The sequence below is a fragment of the Nocardioides cremeus genome (assembly GCF_030518195.1).
GTDB classification, from domain to species: Bacteria; Actinomycetota; Actinomycetes; order Propionibacteriales; family Nocardioidaceae; genus Nocardioides; species Nocardioides cremeus.
This window is the reverse complement of the sequence record NZ_JAULSC010000008.1, coordinates 84,011-107,650: the sequence shown is the minus strand read 5'-3', so window position 1 is coordinate 107,650 and position 23,640 is coordinate 84,011. Positions and strand designations below refer to the sequence as shown.

Here is a 23,640-nt window from a genome sequence, read left to right as displayed (position 1 = left end):
TCCTCTCAAGCGATCAGAAGTTGGCGTCAGAGTACCCCGCCCACCAGCCGTCCGGCTGCACAGGGTGGCCTACCGTGGCGGTTGTGACGAATGCCGCGCCGGTCGACCTCGACGCGGCCTCGGGCGAGCCGCTGCACCCCGCGGCGAGCGAGGTCCTGGCCGCGGCGCACGAGCGTGGCTGGGGCGACCCGCGGCGCCTGCACCGGGCCGGCCGCGACGCCCGGCTGCTGCTCGACAACGCCCGCGAGGTGGTGGCCGGGGCGCTGGGGGTGCGCCGCGACGAGGTCTCCTTCACCTCCTCGGGCACCGAGGCCGTGCACCGGGGCCTGCTCGGGCTCCTCGAGGGCCGTGCCGACGGCCGCGACGCCACGCTGCTCAGCGCCGTCGAGCACAGCGCCGTGGGCCACGCCGCCGACTGGTGGGCCCGGCGCAGCGGCGTGCCGGGCGCCGTGGTGCCGGTCGACCGGCACGGGCGGGTCTCCCCCGACGACGTCGTCGACCTAGTCGCGCCCGGCACCGGGGTGGTGGCCCTCCAGGCCGCCAACCACGAGGTCGGCACCGTCCAGCCCGTCGCGGAGGTCGCGGCGCGCCTCGACGGGCGGGTCCCGCTCTTCGTCGACGCCTGCGCCGCCGCCGGGCGACGGGCGCTGCCCCGCGGCTGGGACGCCGCGGCCGCGTCCGCGCACAAGTGGGGCGGCCCGCCCGGGGTGGGGGTGCTGCTGGTGCGCAAGGGCGCCCGCTGGGCCTCCCCCTTCCCCGGTGACGACCGCGTCGACGAGCGCACCTCGGGCTTCGAGAACGTGCCGGCGGCCCTGGCGGCAGCAGCGGCGCTGCAGGCGGTCGTGACCGAGCGAGACGAGGTGGCGACCCGCCAGCACGCCCTGGTCGCCCGACTGCGCGAGGGCGTCACGGTGATCCCCGACGTCGACGTGGTGGGCGACCCCGACGACCGGCTGCCCCACCTGGTGACCTTCTCGTTCCTCTACGTCGACGGCGAGGCGCTGGTCCACGAGCTCGAGAGGCACGGCTTCGGGGTCGCCAGCGGCTCGGCGTGCACGTCGTCGACCTTCGAGCCCAGCCACGTGCTGGCCGCGATGGGCGCCCTGACCCACGGCAACGCCCGGGTCTCCCTGCACCGCGACACCGGCGCCGACGACGTCGAGCGGCTGCTCGCGGTGCTGCCCGGCGTCGTCGCCGACCTGCGCGCGCGGGTGGGCATGTGAGCACCCCCGAGCCCGGCGCGGACCTGCGCGAGCTCGACTGCCGCGGCCGGCTGTGCCCGCTGCCGGTGATCGACCTGGCGCGGGCGCTGCCCGAGGTGGCGGTCGGCGACGTCGTGGGCGTCGTCGCCGACGACGCGGCTGCGCGGGTCGACGTACCGGCCTGGTGCCGGATGCGCGGCCAGGAGTACCTGGGCGAGGACGCCGCCGACGACGGGGTCCCCCGCTACCTGGTGCGGCGGCTGACCTAGCGCGCCTGGTGCGCTGCGGCCAGGTGCGGCGCCACGTCGGCGGCCGCCTCGGCGCCGTAGGACTCCTCGAGCCGGGCCAGGAACTGCTCGGCGGTGAAGCTGTACTCCTGGGTGCCGACGGTCTCCACCACGTACGCCGCCAGGACGCACCCGACCTGCGCGCTGCGGGTCAGGTCGAGGCCCCACGCGGTCGCGGCGAGGTAGCCGGCACGGAAGGCGTCGCCGACGCCGGTCGGCTCGACCGCGGTGACGTTCTTGGCGGCGGGCACGACGATGTCGTCCTCGCCGGCGCGCAGCACCCGCACGCCGTCGGCGCCCAGGGTGGTGACCTGCACGCCCACCCGGGCCAGCACCTCGTCGGCCGACCAGCCGGTCTTCTGCTGGATCAGGTGCGACTCGTACTCGTTGCTGAAGAGGATCGCGGCGCCCTCGACCAGCGGGCGGATCAGGTCGCCCTCGCCGAAGGCGAGCTGCTGGCTGGGGTCGGCGATGAAGGGGTAGCCGCGCTGGCGGCACTCCTCGGTGTGGCGCAGCATCCCGTCGGGGTCGTCGGCGCCGATCAGCACGAACGACGGCGCGCCCACCCTGGCCACGATGGGGGCCAGCTCGATGAGCCGGGCCTCCTTCATCGCACCGGGGTAGAACGAGGCGAACTGCGCCATCGTGGTGTCGGTGGTGCACACGAAGCGGGCGGTGTGCAGCGACTCCGAGATCCGCACGTGGTCGCAGTCGACGCCGTGGCGCTCCAGCCAGGAGCGGTAGTCGGCGAAGTCCTCGCCCGCCGAGCCCACCAGCACCGGCCGCAGGCCCAGGCGCGCCATCCCGAAGCACATGTTGGGAGCCACCCCGCCGCGGCGGATCTCGAGGTCGTCGACCAGGAACGAGACCGACAGCTTGTGCAGCTGCTCGACGACCAGGGAGTCCTCGAACTTGCCGGCGAAGCTCATCAGGTGGTCGGTCGCGATCGACCCGGCGACCAGGAGCGGGCCACCGGTCGGGACCACCGCCTGGGCGTCGGCCGGGGGGTCGGTCAGGGGCGTCGAGGAGGTGTCGGGCACGGCGCGAACACTACCTGCGGGTACTGCTGGGAGTACCCCCCAGTAGCCCCTAGCGTCGCGACCATGACCTCCTCGACGCCCTCCCCCGGGCCCCTCGGGCCAGCCGCACGGCTCCCCTACGATGACCTGGCCCGCATCAGCGACATGGGTGCCGACTGCGAGGCCGCCGGCCGCGCACTGCGCCTGCCCGTGGGCCGCGAGGCCACCGCTGCCGCCGCCGTCGCGCGCGCCGCCACCCGCCCCGCCCCCAGCATCCACTTCGCCGACTTCCCCCGCGAGGTGCACAAGCGCGACATCGAGGTCGGCGAGGCCGCCCAGCGGCTCGCCAACGCGTTGTCGTTGTACCTGGACTGACGCAGGGGCTCACCGGCTGAGCACACGACGAAGCCCCCGGACCTGGTCGGTCCGGGGGCTTCGGTGTGTCTCAGTGCTGGTGCTGGGCGGTGCTGTGACCCATCAGCAACTGGGTCTCGACACGGCGGTCACGGCTTCGCAGGCTCAGCCGTGCGCCTTGCTCGACCACCATCATCGGGCCCGCTTCGCGGTCCCGATCAGTGGAAGCTGTCGCCGCAGGCGCAGGAGCCGGTGGCGTTGGGGTTGTCGATGGTGAAGCCCTGCTTCTCGATGCTGTCGACGAAGTCGATCATCGCGCCGTTGAGGTAGGGCACGCTCATCCGGTCGACGACGACGCTGACGCCGTCGAAGTCGGTGACGACGTCGCCGTCGAGGGTGCGCTCGTCGAAGAAGAGCTGGTAGCGCAGGCCCGAGCAGCCACCGGGCTGCACGGAGATGCGCAGCGCGAGGTCGTCGCGGCCCTCCTGCTCCAGCAGGCTCTGCACCTTGGCTGCGGCCACCGGGCTCAGGTTGATGCTGTCGGTGCGGCGATCAGGAGTGGTCTCCACCTGCTCGGTCATGTCTGTGCTCCCAACATGGGTTGCGTGCTGCGTGGTCTGGTGCGGGCCGCCGGCACGTCGTCGACTGCAGCGGTCTCCGGGTCAAGGGTAGGCCACGCGGGGTTATTCCCTCGACCACGTCCGGGCGACCCGTCGCCCCAGCGCCTCGAGGCTGCCCACGGGGTCCTCGAAGGCCTGCTGCTCACCGACGAGGTCGACCAGCGCGTACGCCGACTCCACGCCCAGCGCGCGCATCTCCCGCGACCCGACCAGCACCTGCCCGGCGAGCGCCACGCAGGGCCGCAACGCCTCGGCGGCGACCTCGGCGACGCCGTACGGCACCTTGCCCGAGCGGCTGGAGAAGTCGAAGGCGCCCTCGCCGGTCACCACCAGGTCCGCGGCACGGGCCCGCTCGGCCAGGCCCACGGCCTCGGCGACCAGGGCGATGCCGGGCTCGCGCACCGCGCCCAGGCACAGCAGCGCGTGCCCCAGGCCCCCGGCCGCCCCGGCCCCCTTCTGCAGCGAGGTACGCCGGTCGGTGGCGGCGGCCAGGCGCTCGAGCCAGCCGTCCACCTCGAGGTGGCGCTCCTCGGCGATGCCCTTCTGCGGGCCGTAGGTCTTGGTGGCGCCGAAGAGCCCGGTCAGCGGGTTGTCGACGTCGCTGGCGGCCACCAGCCGCACCTGGCCGATGCGCTCGCGCGCCGGCGCCAGGTCGACGGCGCCGAGGTCACCGAAGCCGGCCGGGCCGGCGTCGAGGCGACCGGCGTCGGCGGTGGCCCCCAGGGCGTGCAGCAGCCCAGCTCCCCCGTCGTTGGTGCCACTGCCCCCGAGGCCGACCACGACGGTGGTGGCGCCGGTCGCCAGCGCCGCCAGCAGCAGCTGCCCGACCCCGACCGTGGTGGCCAGCTCGGGGTCGCCCTCGGCAGCCAGGTGCCGACCGCAGGCCTGCGCGCTCTCGACGTAGGCCGTCTCCCCCGCGACCAGCACCGTGGCCGGCACGTCCTCGCCGTGCGGGCCGCTGACCGTCGAGACCAGCAGCTCGCCGCCCAGGGTGGCGTGCAGCACGTCGACGAAGCCGGGGCCGCCGTCCGACATCGGCGCCAGGTCGAGCTCGTCGCCGGGCGCGTGGCGCCGCCAGCCGGCGGCGATCGCCTCGGCGGCCTCGACGGCGGTGAGGGTGCCGGCGAACTTGTCAGGGGCCACCAGGACTCGCATGCACGCATCCTCGCAGCCGCGGGCGAGCCCGACCACGGCGCTGCCGCCTACGGTGGGCGGGTGCCGAGCCCGACCGCCGCCATCCGCCCGATGCGCCCCGACGACGTCGCCGAGGCCGAGCAGGTCAGCTCGGAGAGCTTCCACGCGCTCGACCGCCTCACGCTCCCCCGCGCCTGGCCCGAGCCGCAGCCGCGGCAGGAGGGCCGCAGCCGGTCGTGGCAGGCACGCACCGAGCACCTGCTGCGCACCGACCCGGGCGGCTGCTGGGTCGCCGAGGAGCACGGCGCCATGGTCGGGGTCGTCACCTCGCTGGTGCGCGAGGGCACCTGGATCCTCGCGACGTACGCCGTGCGGCCGGGGCACCAGGGCCGCGGTGTCGGCAAGCCGCTCCTGGCGGCCGCGCTGCACCACGGGCGCGGCGCCCTGCGCGGCATGCTGTCGAGCTCGGCCGACCCCCGCGCCGTGCGGGTCTACCGCCAGGCGGGGCTCTCGCTGCACCCGCAGATGGTGCTGCGCGGCACCCTCGACCGCACGTCCATCCCGATCGGCACCGGCGAGAAGGTGCGCGAGGGCAGCGCCGGCGACCAGGACCTGCTCGACTCGGTCGACCGGCAGGCCCGCGGCAGCGCGCACGGCCCCGACCACCCCCTGCTGATGGCGCAGTCGCGGCTGCTGGTCTCCGAGAGCACCACGGGGTCGGGCTACGCCTACGCGAACCCGGACGGCCGGGTGACGCTGCTGGCCGCCACGAACCGGCGCACGGCCGGGCGGCTGCTGTGGTCGGCGCTGGCCGACGGAGCGGAGCAGACCGAGATCGCCCACGTCACCGCCGCCAACGAGTGGGCGCTCGACATCGGCCTCGCCGCCCGGCTCGAGGTCTGGACGGTGGGCTACCTGGCGCTGCGCGCGATGCGTGCGCCGTCGCCGTACCTGCACCACGGCTCGTTGTTGTGAGGTCGGCGCCTACGATGGACCCATGACGACCGTCGACCTCCCGCTGCTGCCGCTGGGCCGTGGCGTCGACCTGCAGTCCGAGCGTGGGGTCGAGTGCCCCGGTGACCTGCCGGCCGCGTCCGACCCCGACCTGGTCGCGCGTGCGCGCGCGGCGAAGGAGGCCCTCGGCGAGCGCGTCTTCGTGCTGGGCCACCACTACCAGCGCGACGAGGTCATCCAGTTCGCCGACGTCACCGGCGACTCCTTCAAGCTGGCCCGCGAGGCCGCGGCCCGCCCCGACGCCGAGTTCATCGTCTTCTGCGGCGTGCACTTCATGGCCGAGTCGGCCGACATCCTGACCTCCCCCGACCAGCAGGTCGTGCTGCCCGACCTCGCGGCCGGCTGCTCGATGGCCGACATGGCCCGGCTGCAGCAGGTCGAGACCGCCTGGGACGCGATGGCCGAGGCGGGCATCCAGGACGCCGTGGTGCCGGTGACCTACATGAACTCCAGCGCCGACATCAAGGCGTTCTGCGGACGCAACGGCGGCGTGGTGTGCACCTCCAGCAACGCCGAGGTCGCGCTCGAGTGGGCCTACGACCAGAAGCCCGACGTCGAGGGCGGCGCGAAGGTCCTGTTCCTGCCCGACCAGCACCTGGGCCGCAACACCGCGGTGCTGCAGATGGGGCTCACGCTCGACGACTGCGTGGTCTGGGACCCGCACCGTCCCAGCGGCGGGCTGAGCCCCGAGCAGCTGCGCGACGCCAAGATGATCCTGTGGAAGGGCCACTGCTCGGTGCACGGCCGCTTCTCCCCCGACGTCGTCGACGACCTGCGCGCCAAGGACCCCGAGATCCAGATCCTGGTGCACCCCGAGTGCCGCCACGAGGTGGTGCTCAAGGCCGACCTGGTCGGCTCGACCGAGTTCATCATCCAGACGATCGAGGCCGCGCCGGCCGGCTCGTCGTGGGCGATCGGCACCGAGCTCAACCTCGTCAAGCGCCTGGCCGACGGCCACCCCGACAAGTCCATCGCCTTCCTCGACCGCACGGTCTGCTACTGCTCGACGATGAACCGCATCGACCTCCCGCACCTGGTCTGGGCGCTGGAGTCGCTCGCGGCCGGCACCGTGGTCAACCGCATCGAGGTCGACGCCGACACCGAGCGCGAGGCGCTGGTCGCCCTCGAGCGGATGCTGGCCCTGCCCGGGCGCACCGCCAAGGACTGACGCACGAGCAGTCGCGCGCGTGACTACTCGTCGCGTGCCGGCAGCTCGAACCACACGGTGGTGCCGCCGCCGGGGGTCTCCCCGATCCCGATCGTCCCCCCGTGCGCGTCGACCACCCGCCGCACGGTCGCCAGGCCGATGCCCGAGCCGGGTACGTCGTCGTGGGTGCGGGTGAACGGCTCGAAGACGCGCTCGCGGTCCTCGGGCGCGATGCCGAGCCCGTGGTCGACGACCTCGACGCGCCAGCCGCCGGCGACCCGCGACGCGTCCACACGCACGCGGGCGCTCTCGCCGGCCGGCACGAACTTCGCGGCGTTGGCCACCAGGTTCTGCAGCACTGCCCGCAGCTGCACCGGGTCACCGGTGACCACCGGCAGCTCACCGACCTCGAGGCTGGCCCCGCTCAGCGCCTCGGCCAGGTCGTCGCGCACCTCCTGCACCACCGCGGCGAGGTCGACGGGCTTGCTGGCGATCTGCCCGCCGAGGCGGGCGTAGGCGAGCAGGTCGTCGATGAGGGCCTGCATCCGCCCGGTGCCCTTCTCGGCCCGACCCACCAGGTACTCGGCCGTCGCCGGGTCGAGCTCGCCGGCCTCGACCTCCTCGGCCAGGATCGACAGCGACATCCGCACCGTGGTGAGCGGGTTGCGCAGGTCGTGGCTGACCTGGCCCGCGAAGGCCGTCAGCTGGCTGTTGGAGCGCTGCAGCTCGTCGCGCACCCGCTCGAGCTCGGAGACCGAGGAGGCCAGCTCACGGGTGCGCAGCTCGAGCTCGAGCAGGTCGACGACCCGCTCGGCGAGCTCGACCAGCGCGCGCTCCTGGTCGGCGGTGATCTCGCGGGGCACGGTGTCGAAGACGCACAGGGTCCCGATCACCACTCCGTGCGGGGTGATGAGCTGGTGGGTGGCGTAGAAGCGCACGTCACCGATCTCGCCGGTGACGAACGGGTTGTCGGCGAAGCGGGGGTCCTGGGAGGCGTCCGGGACCACCACGGGCGCACCCTCGTGCAGCACCACGTTGCACATCGAGTCCTCGCGCGCGCACACCGAGGCGTCGAAGCCCTTGGTGGCGATCTGGTGCTGGGCGACGTCGGTGATCAGGTTGATGGTCGCCAGCGGCACGTCGGCGACCTGGGCGGCGATGTCGACGAGGGCGACGAGGTCGCTGCGCGGCGGGTCGAGCAGCACCTGGTAGCGGTCGATCTCCAGGACCCGGCGCCGGTCCTGCACGACGGGTGCGTGGTCCGTCAGCTGCTCCAGCACGCGTTCCTCCAGACGTCCGGTCGTGGCGGGGCAGGAGGGAGTGGTGCCACGGCGGGGACGCCGCTCAGTCTAGGGAGACCTCCTGAGGCCCCGCAGTCGAACGCCGGGGAGCGTCCTGCAAAGAATGGGGCGCGAGCCGGGGCGCCGGTCGCCCTAGAGGCCCGGTGCACCCCACAGCGCGAGCCAGCGCGAGGTCTGCTGCTCGACCGGCAGCTCTCCGCTCAACGTCTCGCGCAGGTTGATCTCGAGCAGGCTGTCGCGCTGCCGTGTGCCGCCGGGCTGGGGGGCGAAGGGGTAGAAGGTGCCCTGCTTGTAGAGGTAGACCAGCCCGACGCGGCGTCCGGCGGCGTCCTCGAAGGGCACCAGCGAGCACAGCAGCCCCGGGCCGAAGCCCTGCGACTCCAAGGTGGTGTTGACCGCGTGCAGGTCGGTGACCAGGCCCCCGACGTCGTCGGGGTCGTCGTCGACGACCAGCCACGTGTAGCCGAACTCGTCGTGGGAGGTGCTGATCTCCGGGGCGTCGTCGGCGTTGCGCAGCAGGGTCAGGATCTCGGCCTCGGTCTCGGCGAAGGCCGCGCCGCCGGCCGCTCGGTAGCAGACCGAGCCGAGACCGGTGGGCCGCAGGCCCAGCGAGGCCTGCAGGGTGATCGCGGCGCTCGGCACCCCGAAGAGCGCGTCGAGGTCGGCCTGCTTGGGCCGGGTGCGGCCCAGGATCGAGTCGAGGAATCCCATCGCGGGGCGCCTCAGCCGGTCGGACGGCCGAGCTCGGCCTGGATCTTGGCCAGCTGCTCGAGCCGCTGCTCGAGGCTGGGGTGGGTCGAGGTCAGCGTCTTCAACGACACGCCCTTGATCGCCGGGGCGATGAAGAAGGCGTTCATCGACTTGCTGGCCCGCAGGTCGCGGTCGGGGATGGTGTTGATCTCGCCGGTGATCTTCTGCAGCGCCGAGGCGAGCGCCTGCGGCTTCATGGTCAGGTAGGCGCCCGCCCGGTCGGCGGAGAGCTCGCGGTAGCGCGAGAGCACCTTGAGCAGCAGGAAGCTGATCGCGTAGGTGACCAGGCTGACCAGGAGCACCAGCAGCCAGACCGGCAGCGCGTTGTTGCCGTCGCGGCGGTTGCCGCCGAAGAACATGCCGTAGCGCGAGCCCTGGGCGAGCATGCCGGCCAGGATGCCGGCCGAGGAGGCCACGGTCATCACCAGGACGTCGCGGTGCGCCACGTGGGACAGCTCGTGGGCCAGCACGCCCTCGAGCTCCTCGGCGTCGAGCGTGCGCAGGATGCCCGTGGTGACCACGACGATGGCGCGGTCGGGCGAGCGGCCGGTGGCGAAGGCGTTGGGCACGTGGCTGTCGGAGACGCCGACGCGCGGCTTGGGCATGTCGGCCATCGCGCAGAGCCGGTCGATCATCCCGTGCAGCTCGGGAGCCTGCTCGGGGCTCACCTCGCGGGCACCCATCGCCCGCATCGCGACCTTGTCGGAGGAGTACCACTGCCACCACACCACGCCGAGGCCGCCGACGCCGATGAGCAGCGCGATGCCGGGGCTGCCGCTCTGCGCGAAGACCCCCATCAGCACCGCCACCAGCCCCACGAACAGGGCGCCGAGCAGGAACATGACCAGCGTCATCCGGGCGGTCAGCCCGGCGTCGCCGACGAAACGGGTGCGTGCCATGCCCTCATCCTCCCCCGTTGGTCCAAGCGGTCCGGGCGGCGGGGGGGGGCCCGGCCAGCGATCGATCAACCATCGATCAGATGGAGAGTCAGCCCGGGATCAGCCCGTCGCCGCTGAGCATCTGCGCCACCTCGGCCATCGTGGCGTCGGCCGGGGGCAGGATCAGGTCGGACTCGTCGAGGCTGTCGAGCTGGTGCGGCGACGCCTCGGCCCGCACCGCCTCCAGCAGCGCGGCCAGGGCCGTGGTGAAGGCGGCCTCGTCGCCGGCCTCGACGGCCGTCTCGACCTCGGCGTCCAGCGTGTTCAGCCGCTCCAAGGCCTCGTCGGGGACGTCGAGCTGTCCCTCGCCGAGGATCCGGACGATCATGCCCGGTCCTCGGGACGCTCGACCTTCTCGCTCTCCTGCTGCGAGTCGAGGATGTCGCCGCCGGCCTCGATCTGGCCCGGCTGCGCGGAGCCCTTGAGGCGGGCCAGCTCGGCCTCGACGTCGGAGTGGCTGCTCATCGCGTCGAGCTCGCGGGAGATGTCGTCGCCGCGGTTCAGCGAGCTGGCGTCGTCGAGCGCCCCGGAGGCGATCAGCTCGTCGATGGCGCCGGCGCGGGCCTGCATGTTCGCCGTCTTGTCCTCGGCGCGCTGGATGGCCATGCCGACGTCGCCCATCTCCTCGCCGATGCCCGACATCGCCTCGTTGATGCGGGTCTGGGCCTCGGCGGCGGTGTAGGTCGCCTTGATCGTCTCCTTGCGGGTGCGGAAGGACTCGACCTTGGCCTGCAGCCGCTGCTGGGCCAGGGTGAGCTTCTCCTCCTCGCCCTGCAGCTGCGCGTGCTGGGCGCGCAGGTCGTCGATCTGCTGGGTCAGCGCCGACTTGCGGGTCAGCGCCTCGCGGGCCAGGTCCTCGCGCTCGACCGAGATGGCCTTCTGCGCCTGGGCCTGGAGCTTGTCGGACTGCTGCTGCAGCTGGTTCATCTGCAGCTCCACCCGCTTGCGCGAGGTGGCGACGTCGGCGACGCCGCGACGTACCTTGGAGAGCAGGTCCAGCTGGCGCTGGTAGCTGTAGTCGAGGGTCTGACGCGGGTCCTCCGCGCGGTCGAGAGCCGTGTTGGCCTTCGAGCGGAAGATCAAGGTCATGCGCTTCCAGAGGCTCATGGTGGTGCGGTCCCTCTTCCGGTCGGTCGCGTGTGGTGCTGCGGGTCACCTCACCTTACGGCGCGACGGCAAGGTGCCGCGAGGGGGTCGAGGCCACCCGCCGGTAGGCTGGAGGGCCGCAGCCGTCCCACCCCCGGTCGCCCGCGAGGCGTCCCCCACCAGAAGGTCCAGCGTTGTTCCGTCGCAGCAAGAGCGAGCCCGTCCCGGACAGCACCACGTCCGCCGCCCCCGACGCCGGCTCCACGACCGAGCGGCCCAGCACCAAGGGCCGGCCCACCCCGACGCGCAAGGAGGCCGAGGCGATGGCCCGGGCCCGGGCCAAGCCGCCGCGCACCCGCCGCGAGATGGCCCAGGCCCAGCGCTCCGCGCGCGGTGAGTCGACCGCCCGGGTCAAGGCCGGCATGAAGGCCGGCGAGGAGCGCTACCTGATGGCCCGCGACAAGGGTCCGGTGCGCCGCTTCACCCGCGACTTCGTCGACGCCCGCTTCTCCTTCGTCGAGCTGATGATCCCGATCCTGCTGGTCACGATGGTCCTCAGCTACTCCGGCAACGCCGGGCTGGCCAGCTTCGGCAGCTCCGTGCTGCTGCTGGCGATGCTCCTCGTGGTCATGGACATGGTGCTGCTGCGCTTCCGCCTGCGCCGCGAGCTGGTCCGGCGCTTCCCGGACGAGTCGTTCAAGGGCACCACCTACTACGCCATCACCCGCGCCATGCAGATGCGCTTCATGCGACTGCCCAAGACGCAGGTCAAGATCGGGCAGAGCCTGCCCGAGCAGTACCGCTAGGCCGACCGTGGGGCCGCTGGAGCTCGGGGGCCTGGGCGCGGGCCTGCTGGGCGCCGTGCTCTTCGGCTGCGGCGCGGTCGCCCAGGCCCACGGCGTACGCCGCCACCCGGTGCCGCCGAGCCACCTCGTCGGCTTCGTCGCGCGCTCGGTGCGCGACCCGTGGACGTGGCTGGTGCTCACCGCCTACCTCGGCGGCTTCCTGCTGCACGTCGTGGCCATCTGGTGGCTGCCCCTCTACCTGGCCCAGGCCACGGTGGCCATGGCGCTGCCGGTCGCCGCGCTGGCCCAGCGTCGCGTGGAGGAGCCGCTGGGACGCGCACACTGGACCTCGGTCGCGCTGGTGGTGCTCGGCCTGGTGCTGCTGGCCGCGGGCTCGGGCAGCGCCGGCGCGACCCGGGCCGACCCGGTGCTGGCGCTGGCGCTGGCCCTCGGCGCGGCCGCCCTCGCGCTGGCCAGCGTGCTGCGCCACCACCTCGGCGCCGCCGGCCTGGGCGCGCTCGCCGGGCTCGGCTACGCCGGCTCGGCGGTGGCCGTGCGCGGCGTGCAGCTGCCGGTGAGCGGGCCGGTGCTGGTCTGCGCCCTGGCGGTGCCGTCCTTCAGCCTGGTGGCCTTCTGGCTCTACTCGCTGGGCATGGACCGGGCCGCCGTGTCGTCGGCCACGGCCCCGATGAACGTGGGCCAGACCTTCGTGCCGGCGGCGGTAGGGGTGGCGCTGCTGGGCGACACCGTGCGCGCCGGCTGGGCTCCGGTGGTGCTGGTGGGACTGGTCGTCTCGACGTGGGGAGCGGTGCGGCTGGGCCGGGCCGCCGACCTGGCCCGGCCGCACCGCGCCACGGGAGACAGCTCAGCCGAACTCGCGGCGAGCGGGTGAGGTCGTCTTCGCCGGGTCGCGCTCGACGACCGGCGCGACGGCCTCGTCGATCGCGGCCATCAGGTCGTCGTCGAGGCGGACCCCGGCGGCCTTGACGTTGTCGCTGACCTGCTCGGGCCGGCTGGCGCCGATGATCGCCGACGACACGTTGGGGTTCTGCAGCACCCAGGCGACGGCCAGCTGCGCCATCGACAGCCCGGCCTGCTCGGCCAGCGGCTCGAGCTTCTCGACCCGCTGCAGCACGTCGTCCTGCAGCCAGCGGCTGATCATCTTGTCGCCGCCCTTCTCGTCGGTCGCGCGCGATCCCGCCGGGTGGTCCTGGCCGACCCGGTACTTGCCGGTGAGCACGCCCTGCGCGATCGGCGACCAGACGACCTGGCCGATGCCGAGCTCCTCGCAGGTGGGCACCACCTCGGACTCGATGACGCGCCACAGCAGGTTGTACTGCGGCTGGTTGGAGACCAGCGGGATGCGCAGCTCGCGGGCCAGGGCGTGCGCGGCCCGGATCTCCTCGGCGCGCCACTCCGAGACGCCGATGTAGTGCGCCTTGCCGGCGTGGACCACATCGGCGAAGGCCTCCATCGTCTCCTCCAGCGGCGTCTCGTGGTCGTAGCGGTGCGCCTGGTAGAGGTCGACGTGGTCGGTCTGCAGCCGGCGCAGCGAGGCGTCGATCGACTCCATGATGTGCTTGCGCGAGAGGCCGTGGTCGTTGTGCGCGCCGGGGCCGGTGGGCCAGTAGACCTTCGTGAAGATCTCCAGTCCTTCGCGCCGCTCGCCGGCCAGCGCCTTGCCCAGCACCGTCTCGGCCGCGGTGTTCGCGTAGACGTCGGCGGTGTCGAAGGTGGTGATGCCCTCGTCGAGGGCGCGGCGCACGCACGAGAGCGCGGCGTCCTCCTCGACCTGCGAGCCGTGGGTGAGCCAGTTGCCGTACGAGATGGCCGAGACCTTCAGGCCACTCTTTCCGAGGTTGCGGATCTCCATGCCGGCGACACTACCCACGCCGCCTCGTCGCCCGGCCCACCCTCCTGAGAGGATCGGTGCCATGAGCAGCCCCACCGCCGACGTGTCCGTGCGCGTGGCCTGGGCGGAGGACGCCGCGGCCGTCGCGGCCCTGCAGCTGCGCGCCTGGCCGGTGATGTACGACGGCCTGGTGCCGGCCGAGTCGCTGCCCTCGGGCGCCGAGGCCCTCGAGGGGGTCACCGCCGTGTGGACCCAGGCGCTGTCCCGCCCGGCCGATGCTCGGCACCGCACGCTGGTGGCGCTGGAGCGCAACCGCGTGGTCGGCTTCGCCATCACCACGCCGGCCACCGACCCCGACTGCGACCCGGTCTCCGACGGGGAGCTCACCGAGCTGGTCCTCGACCCCGACGAGCGCCGCAAGGGGCACGGCTCGCGCCTGCAGCAGGCGGCCGTCGACACGCTGCGCGCCGACCGGTTCAGCCGCGCGGTGACGTGGGTGGTGGCCTCCGACGACGTCACCCGGGCGTTCCTGGTCAGCGCCGGATGGGACAGCGACGGCGCGCACCGCGAGCTCGACCTCGACGGCACCGGCGCGGTCACGCTCAAGCAGGTGCGCCTGCACACCGCCCTCGTCTGAGGCCCCTCGGAACCGGTCAGCGGGGCCGGGCGCACCGCTGCCACCCGATCGGGCGAGGTTGCCGAACGCGCCTGAGGGTAAAGAGAAGGGTGGATGGACGCGGCCACCGTGGTCGCACCGGATCGAAGGACCTCTCATGCTCGGACCGCTCCCCCGGTTGCACCGCTCGGTGCTCGTCGCGCTGCTGCTGGTCCTCGGCGCCCTGAGCGGCCTCTTCGTGGCCGTCGACACCCCTGCGCTGCCGGTGAGCCTCGGCATGCTCGCCGGTGCCGGCGCGGGGGCCCTGCTGGCGCTCGCGCTCGACGGCACCGAGCCCGACGTGCAGTCCGGCGTCCAGCCGGCGCACGTGCTGCGCCACCCCCGCTGGCGGCACTGACCCGGTCGCGCCGAGCCGGGCGCCGGGCACCTAGAGTCCCGGGCGTGAGCGGCGCGATCCCCCCTTCCCACAGCGACGCCGTGGTCGCCGCTCGCCGCGGTGTGGTCCGCGACGGTCTCGGCGTGGCCCTGGCCACCGGCACCTACGGCATCTCGTTCGGAGCGGTCTCGGTGGCCTCGGGGCTCTCGGTGACCCAGACCTGCGTGCTGTCGCTGCTCATGTTCACCGGCGCCTCGCAGTTCGCGCTGGTGGGCGTCGTCGCCTCCGGCGGGGCCCCCGTGTCGGCCGCCGCCACCGCGTGGCTGCTGGGCACCCGCAACACCCTCTACGGCCTGCGGCTGGGCCCGCTGCTGGGCTGGCGTGGCCGGCGCCGGGTGCTGGCCGCCCACCTGGTCATCGACGAGTCCACGGCGATGTCGGTGACCCGTCCCGACAACGACCTGGCCCGGCTCGGCTTCCTGGTCACCGGCGGCGGCGTCTTCGTGCTCTGGAACCTCTTCACCCTGCTCGGCGCCGTCGGCGGCACGGTGCTCGGCGACCCGCGCACCTACGGCCTCGACGCCGCGGTCGGCGCCGCGTTCCTGGCGCTGCTGTGGCCCCGGCTGGCCGACCCGCTGCACCGGCTGGCGGCGGTGCTCGCCGCAGCGGTCGCGCTCGGGCTGGTGCCCGTCACCGCCGCAGGAGTGCCCGTGCTGGCCGCGGGCGGCGTCGCCCTGCTCATGGGACTGCTGGCGCGCCGGGAGGCGCCGTGAGCGGGCTGTGGCTCGCGGTGCTGGCCGGCGGTGTCGGCTGCTACCTGCTCAAGCTCGCGGGACTCGCGGTGCCGCCGGCGGTGCTCGACCGCGGCTGGGTGCGGCGCACGGCCGACCTGGTGCCCGTGGCGCTGCTGGCCGCGCTGGTCGCGGTCCAGGTGGCCAGCGACGGCCCGCGGTTGGTCCTCGACGCCCGGGTCGCCGGTCTCGCGGCCGCTGTGGTGCTGCTGGTGCTGCGCGCCCCCTTCCTGCTCGTGGTCGCCGGCGCAGCGGCGAGCGCCGCGCTTCTGCGGCTGCTCGCCGGCTGAGCCCGAGTCGACCCGAGCCAGGACGTGACGGGAGCCGGCGCCCGCCCCCTCGGGCGCACGCCGGCCCCCTCACGGCGGAGACGGTGTCAGGACACCGAGACCGCACTCCAGGCGGCCGCGACGGCCGCCGCCTGGGTGCTGCCCGCGCCGTACAGGTCGCGGGCCGCGTCGATGGTGGCGGTGCGGGCCTGGGCGTAGGTGGTGCCCGAGGTCATGTAGACGTTGAGCGCCCGGAACCAGATGTCGGCGGCCGCCTCGCGCCCGATGCCGGTGATGGTCGAGCCGTCGCAGGTGGTCGAGCTGTGCGCGACCCCGCCGAACGTCTTGGAGCCCGACCCCTCGGCCAGCAGGTAGAAGAAGTGGTTGCCCACGCCCGAGGAGTAGTGCACGTCGAGGTTCTTGGTGTTGCTCGACCAGCAGTTGGGCGACTTGCCGTCGGCGATCGGGTCGTCCATGCGCCGGAAGCCGCGCCCGTCGCGCAGGTCGAACTCCTCGCCCACCAGGTAGTCGCCGGGGTCCTCGCTGTTGGCGGCGTGGAACTCGACCATCGTGCCGAAGATGTCGGAGGTGGCCTCGTTGAGACCGCCCGACTCCCCCGAGTAGGTCAGGTCGGCGGTGTTCTGGGTGATGCCGTGGGTCATCTCGTGCCCGGCCACGTCGAGCGAGACCAGCGGGCCGTAGTTGACGCCGTCGCCGTCGCCGTACGTCATCTTCTGGCCGTCCCAGAACGCGTTGACGTAGTCGCGGCCGTAGTGCACCCGGTTGTAGGAGCCCGAGCCGTCGCCGAAGATCCCGTCGCGCCCGTGCTCGCCCTTGAAGTAGTCCCACGTCACGGCGGTGCCGTACTGGGCGTCGACGGCGGCGGTGTCGGGGTCGGCGTTGGTGCCGTCGCCGAACATGGTGCTCGGGCTGGTCACGATGGTGCCGGTCTTGCATCCCCAGCCGAAGGCCGAGCAGGCGAACCCGTCGGTGGCACCGGCCATGTCGGTGGTGTGGTTGCCGCCGCGGGTGGCGTCGCGCAGCTCGTACGACGAGCCCTTCTGCGTCACCTGCAGCGCCACGGTGCCGCTGTAGAGCGACTCGCCCTGCCCGTCGGCGGTGTGGATCTGCTCCTCGCGGCGCAGCACCCGGCCCGTGCGGGCGTCGACGTAGCTGGCCAGGCGGCTGGGGGTGCCGTCCTCGCGCACACCCGTGGTCACGACCTCCCAGGCCAGCGTCGGCTCGGCGCCGTGCGCGTCGACCACCAGGGTGGGGCGACCCGAGCGCTCCAGCTGCGCGACCTCGCGCAGCTCCTTGGTGGGCGCGAGCGCGCGCCGGCCGGCCGCGCCGGCGTCCAGCGCCGGGGTGGTGCTCAGGTCCAGCGGCGCGGCCAGGGTCTGGGAGACGCCCTCCCAGGCGTCGCGGCCGGCTCCCTGGTGGACGACGAGGTCGCCGCCCAGGACGCGCAGGCCGCGGAAGGTGCGGTGCATCCGCACGTGGGTGCTGCCGTCGGGGTCGACGACGGTGTCGGTGACCTCGACGTCCTGGCCCTGCGCGGCGCGGGCGGCCCGCGGGTGGGCCCGCAGCGCCTCGACGGCCGCGGCGGCCACCCGGTCGTCGTCGGCGCGCTCGAGCCCGGCGCTCGTCGCGGGGCTGCTGCTGGTGGTGGTGGTCGGTGCGGTCGGTGCGGCCTGGCTGGTCGCCGCGGTGGCGACGCCGAGGCTGCCGGCGGCGAGGACGGCGGCGGTGGCCAGCCCCATGGTGGTCTTCATCCGGTTCCCTTCTCCCGCGACACCTCCGAGCGGGCGCCGCGGCACCGACCCTGTCGCACGACCGGGACCGGAGGAACCGTGCGGGCGCCTCAGGTTCTCGCGCTGCAGGAACCTGAGGCGGCCCTGGGCAGTCCTGGGCAGTCCTGGGCAGTCCTGGGCAGCCGGGTCAGACGTCGAGGTCGAGCAGGTGCTCGAGACCGACCGTCAGGCCGGGACGCTGCGCGATGCCTCGGAGCCCCGTCAGGACCCCCGGGGTGAAGGAGGCACGGTCGAGCGAGTCGTGGCGGATGGTGAGGGTCTCCCCCACCCCACCGAGGACGACCTCCTGGTGGGCCACCAGGCCGCGGATGCGCAGCCCGTGCACCCGGATGCCCTCGACGTCGGCGCCCCGGGCGCCGTCGAGGGCGGTCGAGGTCGCGTCGGGCACGGGCGCGCAGCCGGCCTCGCGCCGCGCCGCGGCGACCAGCTCGGCGGTGCGCCGGGCCGTCCCCGACGGCGCGTCGGCCTTGTCGGGGTGGTGCAGCTCGACGATCTCGACCGACTCGTAGAAGGGCGCCGCCGCCGCGGCGAAGCGCATCATCAGCACGGCCCCGATCGAGAAGTTGGGTGCGATGAGCACGCCGGTGCCCGGGGAGTCGGCCAGCCACCCGCGCAGGGTGGCCAGGCGGGACTCGTCGAAGCCGGTCGTGCCCACCACGGCGTGGATGCCGTGGCCGATGCAGAACTCGAGGTTGTCCATCACGACGTCGGGGTGGGTGAAGTCGACGACCGCCCGTGCACCCGCGTCGACGAGCGTCTGGAGGTCGTCGTCGGCGTCGACCTCGGCGACCAGCCGGGTGTCCTCCGCGGCCTCGACGGCCCGGCAGACCTCGCTGCCGACCTTGCCCCGCGCGCCCAGCACGCCGACGTCGAGCACGCCCTCGACGGTGCTCCCGTCCGTGCCCGCGCCGCCCTGTCCTCGCCCCTGGTCCGTCACGGTCACCCAGCCTCCCACACGTGCTGCGCGACACGCGGGGAGCGTCCAGGGGGGACCTCCGCGACACGCGAGCGGGAGTTTCTGGCAGGCTGCTGCCATGGCACTGCAGACGATTCCGGCACGGATCCGGTGGGCGGTCGACATCATGGACCTCCAGCCGAACGACCACGTGCTCGAGATCGGCTGTGGCCCGGGCGCCGGGGCCGAGCTGATCTGCAGCCGGGTGAGTGCCGGCAAGGTCTTCGCCATCGACCGCTCCGAGTCGGGCGTCGACCGCACCAAGCGGCGCTGCGCGCAGTACGTCGAGGCCGGGCGGCTCACCGTGCGCCAGATCGACCTCGCGACGCTGCGGGTGCCGGTCAAGCGCCTGACCAAGGTCTACGCGTTCAACGTCAACCTCTTCTGGGTCCGCGACTGCGCCGACGAGATCGCCCTGCTCCACGAGCGGGTGCTCCCGGGGGGCGCGGTCTACCTGTTCTTCGAGGCGACCCGGCCCGAGCAGGTGCCCATGATCGTCGAGAAGGCCTCCGGCGCCCTGGCGCAGGGCGGCTTCCGGGTCTCGGTGGTCCAGCGCAAGGCCCCCGCCGTGGTCGGCATCATCGGCAAGCGCCTGGGCTGAGCCGGCCCCGCACTCCGCCCTTCCCGGGCCGGACGACGTCCGCCTCCGACGCACGGGAATCAGCGGGGCCTTGGCGACGCTCTCCCCCCATGACAACCCTCGCACTCATCGGCAGCGGCAACATCGGCAGCGGCGTGGCCCGCCTGGCCGTCGCCGCCGGCCACGACGTCGTCCTCAGCAACTCCCGCGGTCCCGAGACCCTGACCGACCTGGTGGCCGAGCTGGGCCCCCGGGCCCGCGCCGCCACCGCCGAGGAGGCGGCCGGGGCCGGCGAAGTCGTCGTCGTGACGGTGCCCCTCAAGGCGGTGCCCTCGCTGCCGGCGCCGGCCCTCGCCGGGCGCCTGGTCCTCGACACCAGCAACTACTACCCGCAGCGCGACGGCAACGTCGCCGCGCTCGACGACCGCAGCACCACCACCAGCGCCTGGGTCCAGCAGCACCTGCCCGGCGCGCGCGTCGTGAAGGTCTTCAACAACATCTTCTACGGCCACCTGCCCGAGCTGGCGCGCCCCTCGGGCTCCCCCGAGCGCTCCGCGCTGCCGATCGCCGCTGACGACGAGGCCGCGCTGCGCGAGGCCACCGCCTTCCTCGACACGCTGGGCTACGACACGGTCGTGGCCGGCGACCTCGCCGAGAGCTGGCGCTTCGAGCCGGGCACCCCGGCCTACGGCGCGGTCTACTTCGACCCCGACGCGGACGCCTCGGGCGCCAAGCCGGGCCAGGCGGCGGGGATGCCGCCCTCGTCGCCCACCCCCGCCGACGACGTACGCCGCGTGCTCGCCGCCGCGCGCAACGAGGGCCCGGTCGGCGGCTGACCCGCCGCGCACGGTCGGCCCGGCCTCAGGCCGGGCCGACCACCGCGAGCACCTCGGGTCGCGCGAAGACGTCGGCGGCCACCTCGCGCACCTGCTCGAGCGTGACGGCGTCGATGCGGCGCAGCACCTCCTCGATGCCCAGCAGCTCGGTGTGCACCAGCTCGGCCTTGCCGATGCGGGCCATCCGTGAGCCGGAGTCCTCCAGGCCCAGCACCAGGCCCCCGCGCAGCTGGCCCTGGCCGCGGACCAGCTCCTCGTCGCTGATGCCCTCGGCCGCGACCTTGGCCAGCTCGGCGCGCACGACCTCGAGCACGGCGTCGAGCTTGCCGGGCAGGCAGCCGACCCCGACGCCCACCAGCCCGGAGTCGGCGTGGTGGCCGGCGAAGGAGTAGACCGAGTAGGCCAGGCCGCGCACCTCGCGCACCTCCTGGAACAGCCGGCTCGAGGTGCCCCCGCCCAGGGCGGTGTTGAGCACGCCGAGCGCGAAGCGCCGCGGGTCGTCGCGGCGCAGCCCCTCCATGCCCAGCACCACGTTGACCTGCTCGAAGGGACGCTTCTCGCTGGAGCGCCCCGGCGTCACCGGCACGACGGCGCCGGTGCCGGTCACCGGCGCCGGCTCCTCGACCACGTCGAGGAACCCGCCGCGACCGAAGGCCTCCTCGACCAGGCGCACCACCTCGTCGTGCTCGACGTTGCCGGCCGCCGAGACCACCATGGTGGCCGGGCGGTAGTGCCGGCGGTAGAACGCGTGCACCTGCTCGCGGGTCAGCGCGCGGATGCTGGCCTCGGTGCCCGCGATGGAGCGACCCAGGTCGGAGGTGGCGCCGTAGGCCTGCTCGGCGAAGAGCTGGTGCACCACGTCGTCGGGGTCGTCGTCGTGCATTGCGATCTCGTCGAGGATGACCTCGCGCTCGGCCTCCACGTCGTGGGCCTCGAGCAGGCTGTCGGTCATCATGTCGCCGAGCACGTCCACGGCCAGCGGCAGGTCCTCGTCGAGGACCCGCGCGTGGAAGCAGGTGTACTCCTTGGCGGTGAAGGCGTTGAACTCGCCGCCCACCGTGTCGAGCGCGATCGAGATGTCGAGCGCCGAGCGGGACCCGGTGCCCTTGAAGAGCAGGTGCTCGAGGAAGTGCGAGCAGCCGTGCAGGGTGTCGTCCTCGTCGACCGAACCGACCCCGACCCACACGCCGACGGCCGCGGAGCGCACGCCGGGCATGTGCTCGGTGACCACCCGCAGGCCCGAGGGCAGCACGCTGCGGCGTACGCCGGGTGCCTCGGCGAGGTCCTCGGTGCGGGTCGGGGGTGCGGTGCTGATGTGCTGGGTGTGGCTCACGGGATCCTCCTGGGAAAAGCGGCCGACCCGCCCGAGAGGTCGTCTCGGGCGGGTCGGCCGGTGCAGCTGGTCAGGCGCGGGAGGTCACTCCTGCTCGGTGCTCTCGTCCACGACCTCGTCGGCGCCCTCGGCGCCCTCCTCGAGCACGGGCACGAGGGAGAGCTTGCCGCGGTCGTCGATCTCGCCGATCTCGACCTGGAGCTTCTGGCCGACGGAGACGACGTCCTCGACGGAGTCGACCCGCTTGCCGCCGGCGAGGCCGCGCAGCTTGCTGATGTGCAGCAGCCCGTCCTTGCCCGGCATCAGCGAGACGAACGCACCGAAGTTCGTCGTCTTGACCACGGTGCCGAGGTAGCGCTCGCCGACCTCGGGCATCGTGGGGTTGGCGATCGCGTTGACGGCCGAGCGGGCCGCCTCGGCCGCCTCACCGTTGGTGGCACCGATGTAGACGGTGCCGTCGTCCTCGATCGACAGCGTGGCGCCGGTGTCGTCCTGGATCTGGTTGATCACCTTGCCCTTGGGGCCGATGACCTCGCCGATCTTGTCGACGGGCACCTTGACGGTGATGATGCGCGGCGCGTGCAGCGACATCTCCTCGGGGGCGTCGATGGCCTCGGCCATCACGTCGAGGATCGCCAGGCGCGCGTCGCGGGCCTGGGTCAGCGCGGCGGCCAGCACCTCGGCGGGGATGCCGTCGAGCTTGGTGTCGAGCTGCAGCGCGGTGACGAACTCGCGGGTGCCGGCGACCTTGAAGTCCATGTCGCCGAACGCGTCCTCGGCGCCGAGGATGTCGGTCAGCGCGACGTACTGGGTCTTGCCGTCGACCTCACCGGAGATGAGGCCCATCGCGATGCCGGCGACGGCGGCGCGCAGCGGGACACCCGCGTGCAGCAGCGACATCGTGGAGGCGCAGACCGAGCCCATCGAGGTGGAGCCGTTGGAGCCCATGGCCTCGGAGAGCTGGCGGATCGCGTAGGGGAACTCCTCGCGGCTGGGCAGCACCGGCAGCAGCGCGCGGCGCGCCAGGGCGCCGTGGCCGACCTCGCGGCGCTTGGGCGAGCCCACGCGACCGGTCTCGCCGGTGGAGAACGGCGGGAAGACGTACTTGTGCATGTAGCGGCGCGACTTCTCCGGGGAGAGCGTGTCGAGCTGCTGCTCCATCTTGAGCATGTTCAGCGTGGTGACACCCAGGATCTGGGTCTCGCCGCGCTCGAACAGCGCCGAGCCGTGCACGCGCGGGATCAGGCCGACCTCGGAGTGCAGCGGGCGGATGTCGGCCAGGCCTCGGCCGTCGATGCGGACCTTGTCGCGCAGGACGCGCTCGCGCACGACCTCCTTGTTGAGGCCGCGGAACGCTGCGCCGACCTCCTTCTCGCGACCCTCGAACTGGCCGGCCAGCTTCTCGAGCAGCCCGGCCTTGAGCTCGTCGGTGCGCGCCTCGCGCTCCTGCTTGTCACCGATGGTCATCGCGGTGGTCAGGTCGTCCTTGACCGTCTTGACGACGGCCTCGTAGACGTCGTCCTCGAAGTCGAGGAAGACCGGGAAGTCCTGGACCGGCTTGGCGGCCACGTTGGCCAGCTCGGCCTGCGCGTCGCACAGCTGCTTGATGAAGGGCTTCGCGGCGTCGAGGCCGCTGGCCACGACCTCCTCGGTCGGCGCCTGCACGCCGCCCTGGATCAGGGTCCAGGCCTGCTCGGTGGCCTCGGCCTCGACCATCATGATGGCCACGTCGCCGGTGTCGGTGACCCGGCCGGCCACGACCATGTCGAAGACGGCGTCCTCGAGCTGGGTGTGGGTCGGGAAGGCGACCCACTGGCCCTCGATGAGCGCCACGCGCACGCCGCCGACGGGGCCGGAGAACGGCAGGCCGGAGAGCTGGGTGGAGATCGAGGCCGCGTTGATCGCGAGCACGTCGTAGGGCTGGTCGGGGTTCAGCGCCATCACCGTGATGACGACCTGGACCTCGTTGCGCAGGCCCTTCTTGAAGGTCGGGCGCAGCGGCCGGTCGATGAGGCGGCAGGTGAGGATGGCGTCCTCGCCCGGGCGACCCTCGCTGCGGAAGAACGAGCCGGGGATCTGGCCCGCGGCGTACATCCGCTCCTCGACGTCGATCGTGAGGGGGAAGAAGTCGAAGTGGTCCTTGGGGTGCTTGCCGGCGGTGGTCGCCGAGAGCAGCATCGTGTCGTCGTCGAGGTAGGCGGTCACCGAGCCGGCGGCCTGGCGGGCCAGCAGCCCGGTCTCGAACTTGATCGTGCGGGTGCCGAACTTGCCGTTGTCGAGGACGGTCTCGACAGCGGAGATGACGGGCTCAGCCGTGTTGTTCTCAGTCAAAAGGGATCCTTGTCCTTCTCACGGAGCGATCCGCCGCGTCCCGCTTGCTGCGGCGGGGGGCGATGCCAGGGCCCGCCGGTGGTGCGGGGGCCGGTCTTCGATCGAGGCCCGCAGACCGCTCGCTCGCGGTGCTGAGGGCCACTACCGAGGACCGGGCCGGTGCGCGCGGGTCGCTCCTGGTGTGGGTTCTTCAGTTGTGCAGGCCCGAGCCTAGTGCTCCGGGCCCGGAATGCGACGAAGCGGCTGCCCCTGT

26 protein-coding genes are annotated in these 23,640 nt (G+C 73.4%); 13 read left to right on the top strand and 13 right to left on the bottom strand.

Annotated features, from left to right (window positions below; genetic code table 11):
- Window positions 1-83: 83 nt before the first annotated feature.
- Window positions 84-1,223 carry a cysteine desulfurase family protein gene (locus tag QWJ41_RS10385; RefSeq protein WP_193670442.1) on the top strand — a complete coding sequence of 380 codons (1,140 nt, stop codon included), beginning with the start codon at window positions 84-86 and terminating at the stop codon, window positions 1,221-1,223.
- Window positions 1,220-1,471, top strand: coding sequence for a sulfurtransferase TusA family protein (locus QWJ41_RS10380; RefSeq protein ID WP_193670443.1), 252 nt, complete (start codon window positions 1,220-1,222; stop codon window positions 1,469-1,471). Before QWJ41_RS10385 ends, QWJ41_RS10380 begins: the two co-directional genes overlap by 4 nt.
- Here the strand turns inward: QWJ41_RS10380 and QWJ41_RS10375 are convergent.
- Window positions 1,468-2,418 (bottom strand): carbohydrate kinase family protein, encoded by a 951-nt coding sequence (locus tag QWJ41_RS10375; RefSeq protein WP_302708051.1) that lies wholly within the window; start codon window positions 2,416-2,418, stop codon window positions 1,468-1,470. The genes QWJ41_RS10380 and QWJ41_RS10375 overlap by 4 nt on opposite strands.
- Window positions 2,419-2,592: 174 nt before the next feature.
- On the opposite strand from QWJ41_RS10375, the gene QWJ41_RS10370 reads away from it, so the two are divergent.
- Window positions 2,593-2,883, top strand: a complete 291-nt coding sequence (locus QWJ41_RS10370; protein WP_302707953.1) for a hypothetical protein — start codon at window positions 2,593-2,595, stop codon at window positions 2,881-2,883.
- Between the two features lie 197 nt (window positions 2,884-3,080).
- Here QWJ41_RS10370 and erpA read toward each other — a convergent pair whose 3' ends face one another.
- Both erpA and QWJ41_RS10360 read right to left on the bottom strand, forming a co-directional pair.
- The gene (gene erpA, locus QWJ41_RS10365; protein WP_302707951.1) at window positions 3,081-3,443 is read right to left on the bottom strand and encodes an iron-sulfur cluster insertion protein ErpA; all 363 of its coding nucleotides are present in this window, start codon (window positions 3,441-3,443) and stop codon (window positions 3,081-3,083) included.
- 102 nt (window positions 3,444-3,545) lie between these two features.
- Complete coding sequence (locus QWJ41_RS10360) at window positions 3,546-4,637, bottom strand: glycerate kinase family protein (RefSeq protein WP_302707949.1); 1,092 nt, start codon at window positions 4,635-4,637, stop codon at window positions 3,546-3,548.
- A gap of 60 nt (window positions 4,638-4,697) precedes the next feature.
- Between QWJ41_RS10360 and QWJ41_RS10355 the strand changes: the two genes are divergently transcribed.
- Together QWJ41_RS10355 and nadA are read left to right on the top strand one after the other, a co-directional pair.
- The gene (locus tag QWJ41_RS10355) at window positions 4,698-5,591 is read left to right on the top strand and encodes a GNAT family N-acetyltransferase (RefSeq protein WP_302707947.1); all 894 of its coding nucleotides are present in this window, start codon (window positions 4,698-4,700) and stop codon (window positions 5,589-5,591) included.
- A gap of 22 nt (window positions 5,592-5,613) precedes the next feature.
- Window positions 5,614-6,798 carry a quinolinate synthase NadA gene (gene nadA, locus QWJ41_RS10350; RefSeq protein WP_302707945.1) on the top strand — a complete coding sequence of 395 codons (1,185 nt, stop codon included), beginning with the start codon at window positions 5,614-5,616 and terminating at the stop codon, window positions 6,796-6,798.
- Between the two features lie 23 nt (window positions 6,799-6,821).
- On the opposite strand, the gene QWJ41_RS10345 is transcribed toward nadA, so the two are convergent.
- The 5 genes from QWJ41_RS10345 to QWJ41_RS10325 form a co-directional block, all read right to left on the bottom strand.
- Window positions 6,822-8,057 (bottom strand): sensor histidine kinase, encoded by a 1,236-nt coding sequence (locus tag QWJ41_RS10345; protein ID WP_302707943.1) that lies wholly within the window; start codon window positions 8,055-8,057, stop codon window positions 6,822-6,824.
- A 153-nt stretch (window positions 8,058-8,210) separates the two neighbouring features.
- Complete coding sequence (pspAB, locus tag QWJ41_RS10340; protein ID WP_302707941.1) at window positions 8,211-8,789, bottom strand: PspA-associated protein PspAB; 579 nt, start codon at window positions 8,787-8,789, stop codon at window positions 8,211-8,213.
- 11 nt (window positions 8,790-8,800) lie between these two features.
- Window positions 8,801-9,727 carry a zinc metalloprotease HtpX gene (gene htpX / locus QWJ41_RS10335; protein WP_302707940.1) on the bottom strand — a complete coding sequence of 309 codons (927 nt, stop codon included), beginning with the start codon at window positions 9,725-9,727 and terminating at the stop codon, window positions 8,801-8,803.
- Window positions 9,728-9,815: 88 nt separating this feature from the next.
- Window positions 9,816-10,094, bottom strand: coding sequence for a PspA-associated protein PspAA (gene pspAA, locus QWJ41_RS10330; RefSeq protein WP_302707939.1), 279 nt, complete (start codon window positions 10,092-10,094; stop codon window positions 9,816-9,818).
- A complete protein-coding gene (locus QWJ41_RS10325; protein ID WP_302707938.1) occupies window positions 10,091-10,873 on the bottom strand; it encodes a PspA/IM30 family protein in 783 nt (260 codons plus the stop codon). The genes pspAA and QWJ41_RS10325 overlap by 4 nt, the downstream gene beginning before the upstream one ends.
- 173 nt (window positions 10,874-11,046) lie before the next feature.
- On the opposite strand from QWJ41_RS10325, the gene QWJ41_RS10320 reads away from it, so the two are divergent.
- Window positions 11,047-11,658 carry a DUF3043 domain-containing protein gene (locus QWJ41_RS10320; protein WP_302707936.1) on the top strand — a complete coding sequence of 204 codons (612 nt, stop codon included), beginning with the start codon at window positions 11,047-11,049 and terminating at the stop codon, window positions 11,656-11,658.
- Window positions 11,659-11,665: 7 nt separating this feature from the next.
- Window positions 11,666-12,529, top strand: a complete 864-nt coding sequence (locus QWJ41_RS10315) for a hypothetical protein (RefSeq protein WP_302707934.1) — start codon at window positions 11,666-11,668, stop codon at window positions 12,527-12,529.
- Here QWJ41_RS10315 and QWJ41_RS10310 read toward each other — a convergent pair.
- Window positions 12,503-13,510: an aldo/keto reductase family protein gene (locus tag QWJ41_RS10310; protein WP_302707932.1), complete on the bottom strand. Its 1,008-nt coding sequence runs from the start codon at window positions 13,508-13,510 to the stop codon at window positions 12,503-12,505. The two genes, QWJ41_RS10315 and QWJ41_RS10310, sit on opposite strands and share 27 nt — an antisense overlap.
- Window positions 13,511-13,571: 61 nt before the next feature.
- Here QWJ41_RS10310 and QWJ41_RS10305 point away from each other — a divergent pair, with 61 nt between their 5' ends.
- The 4 genes from QWJ41_RS10305 (at window position 13,572) to QWJ41_RS10290 (ending at window position 15,562) form a co-directional block, all read left to right on the top strand.
- Entirely contained in the window at window positions 13,572-14,126 is a 555-nt protein-coding gene (locus tag QWJ41_RS10305; protein ID WP_302707931.1) for a GNAT family N-acetyltransferase, read from the top strand.
- Between the two features lie 136 nt (window positions 14,127-14,262).
- Window positions 14,263-14,502 (top strand): hypothetical protein, encoded by a 240-nt coding sequence (locus QWJ41_RS10300; RefSeq protein ID WP_302707929.1) that lies wholly within the window; start codon window positions 14,263-14,265, stop codon window positions 14,500-14,502.
- A 44-nt stretch (window positions 14,503-14,546) separates the two neighbouring features.
- Window positions 14,547-15,254, top strand: coding sequence for an AzlC family ABC transporter permease (locus QWJ41_RS10295; RefSeq protein ID WP_302707927.1), 708 nt, complete (start codon window positions 14,547-14,549; stop codon window positions 15,252-15,254).
- Window positions 15,251-15,562 (top strand): AzlD domain-containing protein, encoded by a 312-nt coding sequence (locus QWJ41_RS10290; RefSeq protein WP_302707925.1) that lies wholly within the window; start codon window positions 15,251-15,253, stop codon window positions 15,560-15,562. Before QWJ41_RS10295 ends, QWJ41_RS10290 begins: the two co-directional genes overlap by 4 nt.
- Before the next feature lie 86 nt (window positions 15,563-15,648).
- On the opposite strand, the gene QWJ41_RS10285 is transcribed toward QWJ41_RS10290, so the two are convergent.
- Window positions 15,649-17,313 (bottom strand): M4 family metallopeptidase, encoded by a 1,665-nt coding sequence (locus QWJ41_RS10285; RefSeq protein WP_302707923.1) that lies wholly within the window; start codon window positions 17,311-17,313, stop codon window positions 15,649-15,651.
- 166 nt (window positions 17,314-17,479) lie between these two features.
- Window positions 17,480-18,229: a 4-hydroxy-tetrahydrodipicolinate reductase gene (dapB, locus tag QWJ41_RS10280; RefSeq protein ID WP_302707922.1), complete on the bottom strand. Its 750-nt coding sequence runs from the start codon at window positions 18,227-18,229 to the stop codon at window positions 17,480-17,482.
- A gap of 157 nt (window positions 18,230-18,386) precedes the next feature.
- Between dapB and QWJ41_RS10275 the strand changes: the two genes are divergently transcribed.
- Window positions 18,387-18,908 carry a class I SAM-dependent methyltransferase gene (locus QWJ41_RS10275; protein ID WP_336623287.1) on the top strand — a complete coding sequence of 174 codons (522 nt, stop codon included), beginning with the start codon at window positions 18,387-18,389 and terminating at the stop codon, window positions 18,906-18,908.
- An 89-nt stretch (window positions 18,909-18,997) separates the two neighbouring features.
- The gene (locus tag QWJ41_RS10270) at window positions 18,998-19,723 is read left to right on the top strand and encodes an NADPH-dependent F420 reductase (RefSeq protein ID WP_302707919.1); all 726 of its coding nucleotides are present in this window, start codon (window positions 18,998-19,000) and stop codon (window positions 19,721-19,723) included.
- 25 nt (window positions 19,724-19,748) lie between these two features.
- Here the strand turns inward: QWJ41_RS10270 and QWJ41_RS10265 are convergent, their stop codons facing one another.
- Both QWJ41_RS10265 and QWJ41_RS10260 read right to left on the bottom strand, forming a co-directional pair.
- A complete protein-coding gene (locus QWJ41_RS10265; protein WP_336623286.1) occupies window positions 19,749-21,056 on the bottom strand; it encodes a M16 family metallopeptidase in 1,308 nt (435 codons plus the stop codon).
- A gap of 84 nt (window positions 21,057-21,140) precedes the next feature.
- The gene (locus QWJ41_RS10260) at window positions 21,141-23,387 is read right to left on the bottom strand and encodes a polyribonucleotide nucleotidyltransferase (RefSeq protein WP_302707917.1); all 2,247 of its coding nucleotides are present in this window, start codon (window positions 23,385-23,387) and stop codon (window positions 21,141-21,143) included.
- Window positions 23,388-23,640: the final 253 nt, after the last annotated feature.

Coding starts and splice junctions, on each gene's coding strand:
- QWJ41_RS10375 (WP_302708051.1), bottom strand. CDS start 2,418: ATGAGCTTCGCCGGCAAGTTCGAGGACTCCCTGGTCGTCGAGCAGCTG.
- QWJ41_RS10370 (WP_302707953.1), top strand. CDS start 2,593: ATGACCTCCTCGACGCCCTCCCCCGGGCCCCTCGGGCCAGCCGCACGG.
- erpA (WP_302707951.1), bottom strand. CDS start 3,443: ATGACCGAGCAGGTGGAGACCACTCCTGATCGCCGCACCGACAGCATC.
- QWJ41_RS10360 (WP_302707949.1), bottom strand. CDS start 4,637: ATGCGAGTCCTGGTGGCCCCTGACAAGTTCGCCGGCACCCTCACCGCC.
- nadA (WP_302707945.1), top strand. CDS start 5,614: ATGACGACCGTCGACCTCCCGCTGCTGCCGCTGGGCCGTGGCGTCGAC.
- pspAB (WP_302707941.1), bottom strand. CDS start 8,789: ATGGGATTCCTCGACTCGATCCTGGGCCGCACCCGGCCCAAGCAGGCC.
- htpX (WP_302707940.1), bottom strand. CDS start 9,727: ATGGCACGCACCCGTTTCGTCGGCGACGCCGGGCTGACCGCCCGGATG.
- pspAA (WP_302707939.1), bottom strand. CDS start 10,094: ATGATCGTCCGGATCCTCGGCGAGGGACAGCTCGACGTCCCCGACGAG.
- QWJ41_RS10325 (WP_302707938.1), bottom strand. CDS start 10,873: ATGAGCCTCTGGAAGCGCATGACCTTGATCTTCCGCTCGAAGGCCAAC.
- QWJ41_RS10310 (WP_302707932.1), bottom strand. CDS start 13,510: ATGGAGATCCGCAACCTCGGAAAGAGTGGCCTGAAGGTCTCGGCCATC.
- QWJ41_RS10305 (WP_302707931.1), top strand. CDS start 13,572: ATGAGCAGCCCCACCGCCGACGTGTCCGTGCGCGTGGCCTGGGCGGAG.
- QWJ41_RS10300 (WP_302707929.1), top strand. CDS start 14,263: ATGCTCGGACCGCTCCCCCGGTTGCACCGCTCGGTGCTCGTCGCGCTG.
- QWJ41_RS10285 (WP_302707923.1), bottom strand. CDS start 17,313: ATGAAGACCACCATGGGGCTGGCCACCGCCGCCGTCCTCGCCGCCGGC.
- QWJ41_RS10275 (WP_336623287.1), top strand. CDS start 18,387: ATGGCACTGCAGACGATTCCGGCACGGATCCGGTGGGCGGTCGACATC.
- QWJ41_RS10270 (WP_302707919.1), top strand. CDS start 18,998: ATGACAACCCTCGCACTCATCGGCAGCGGCAACATCGGCAGCGGCGTG.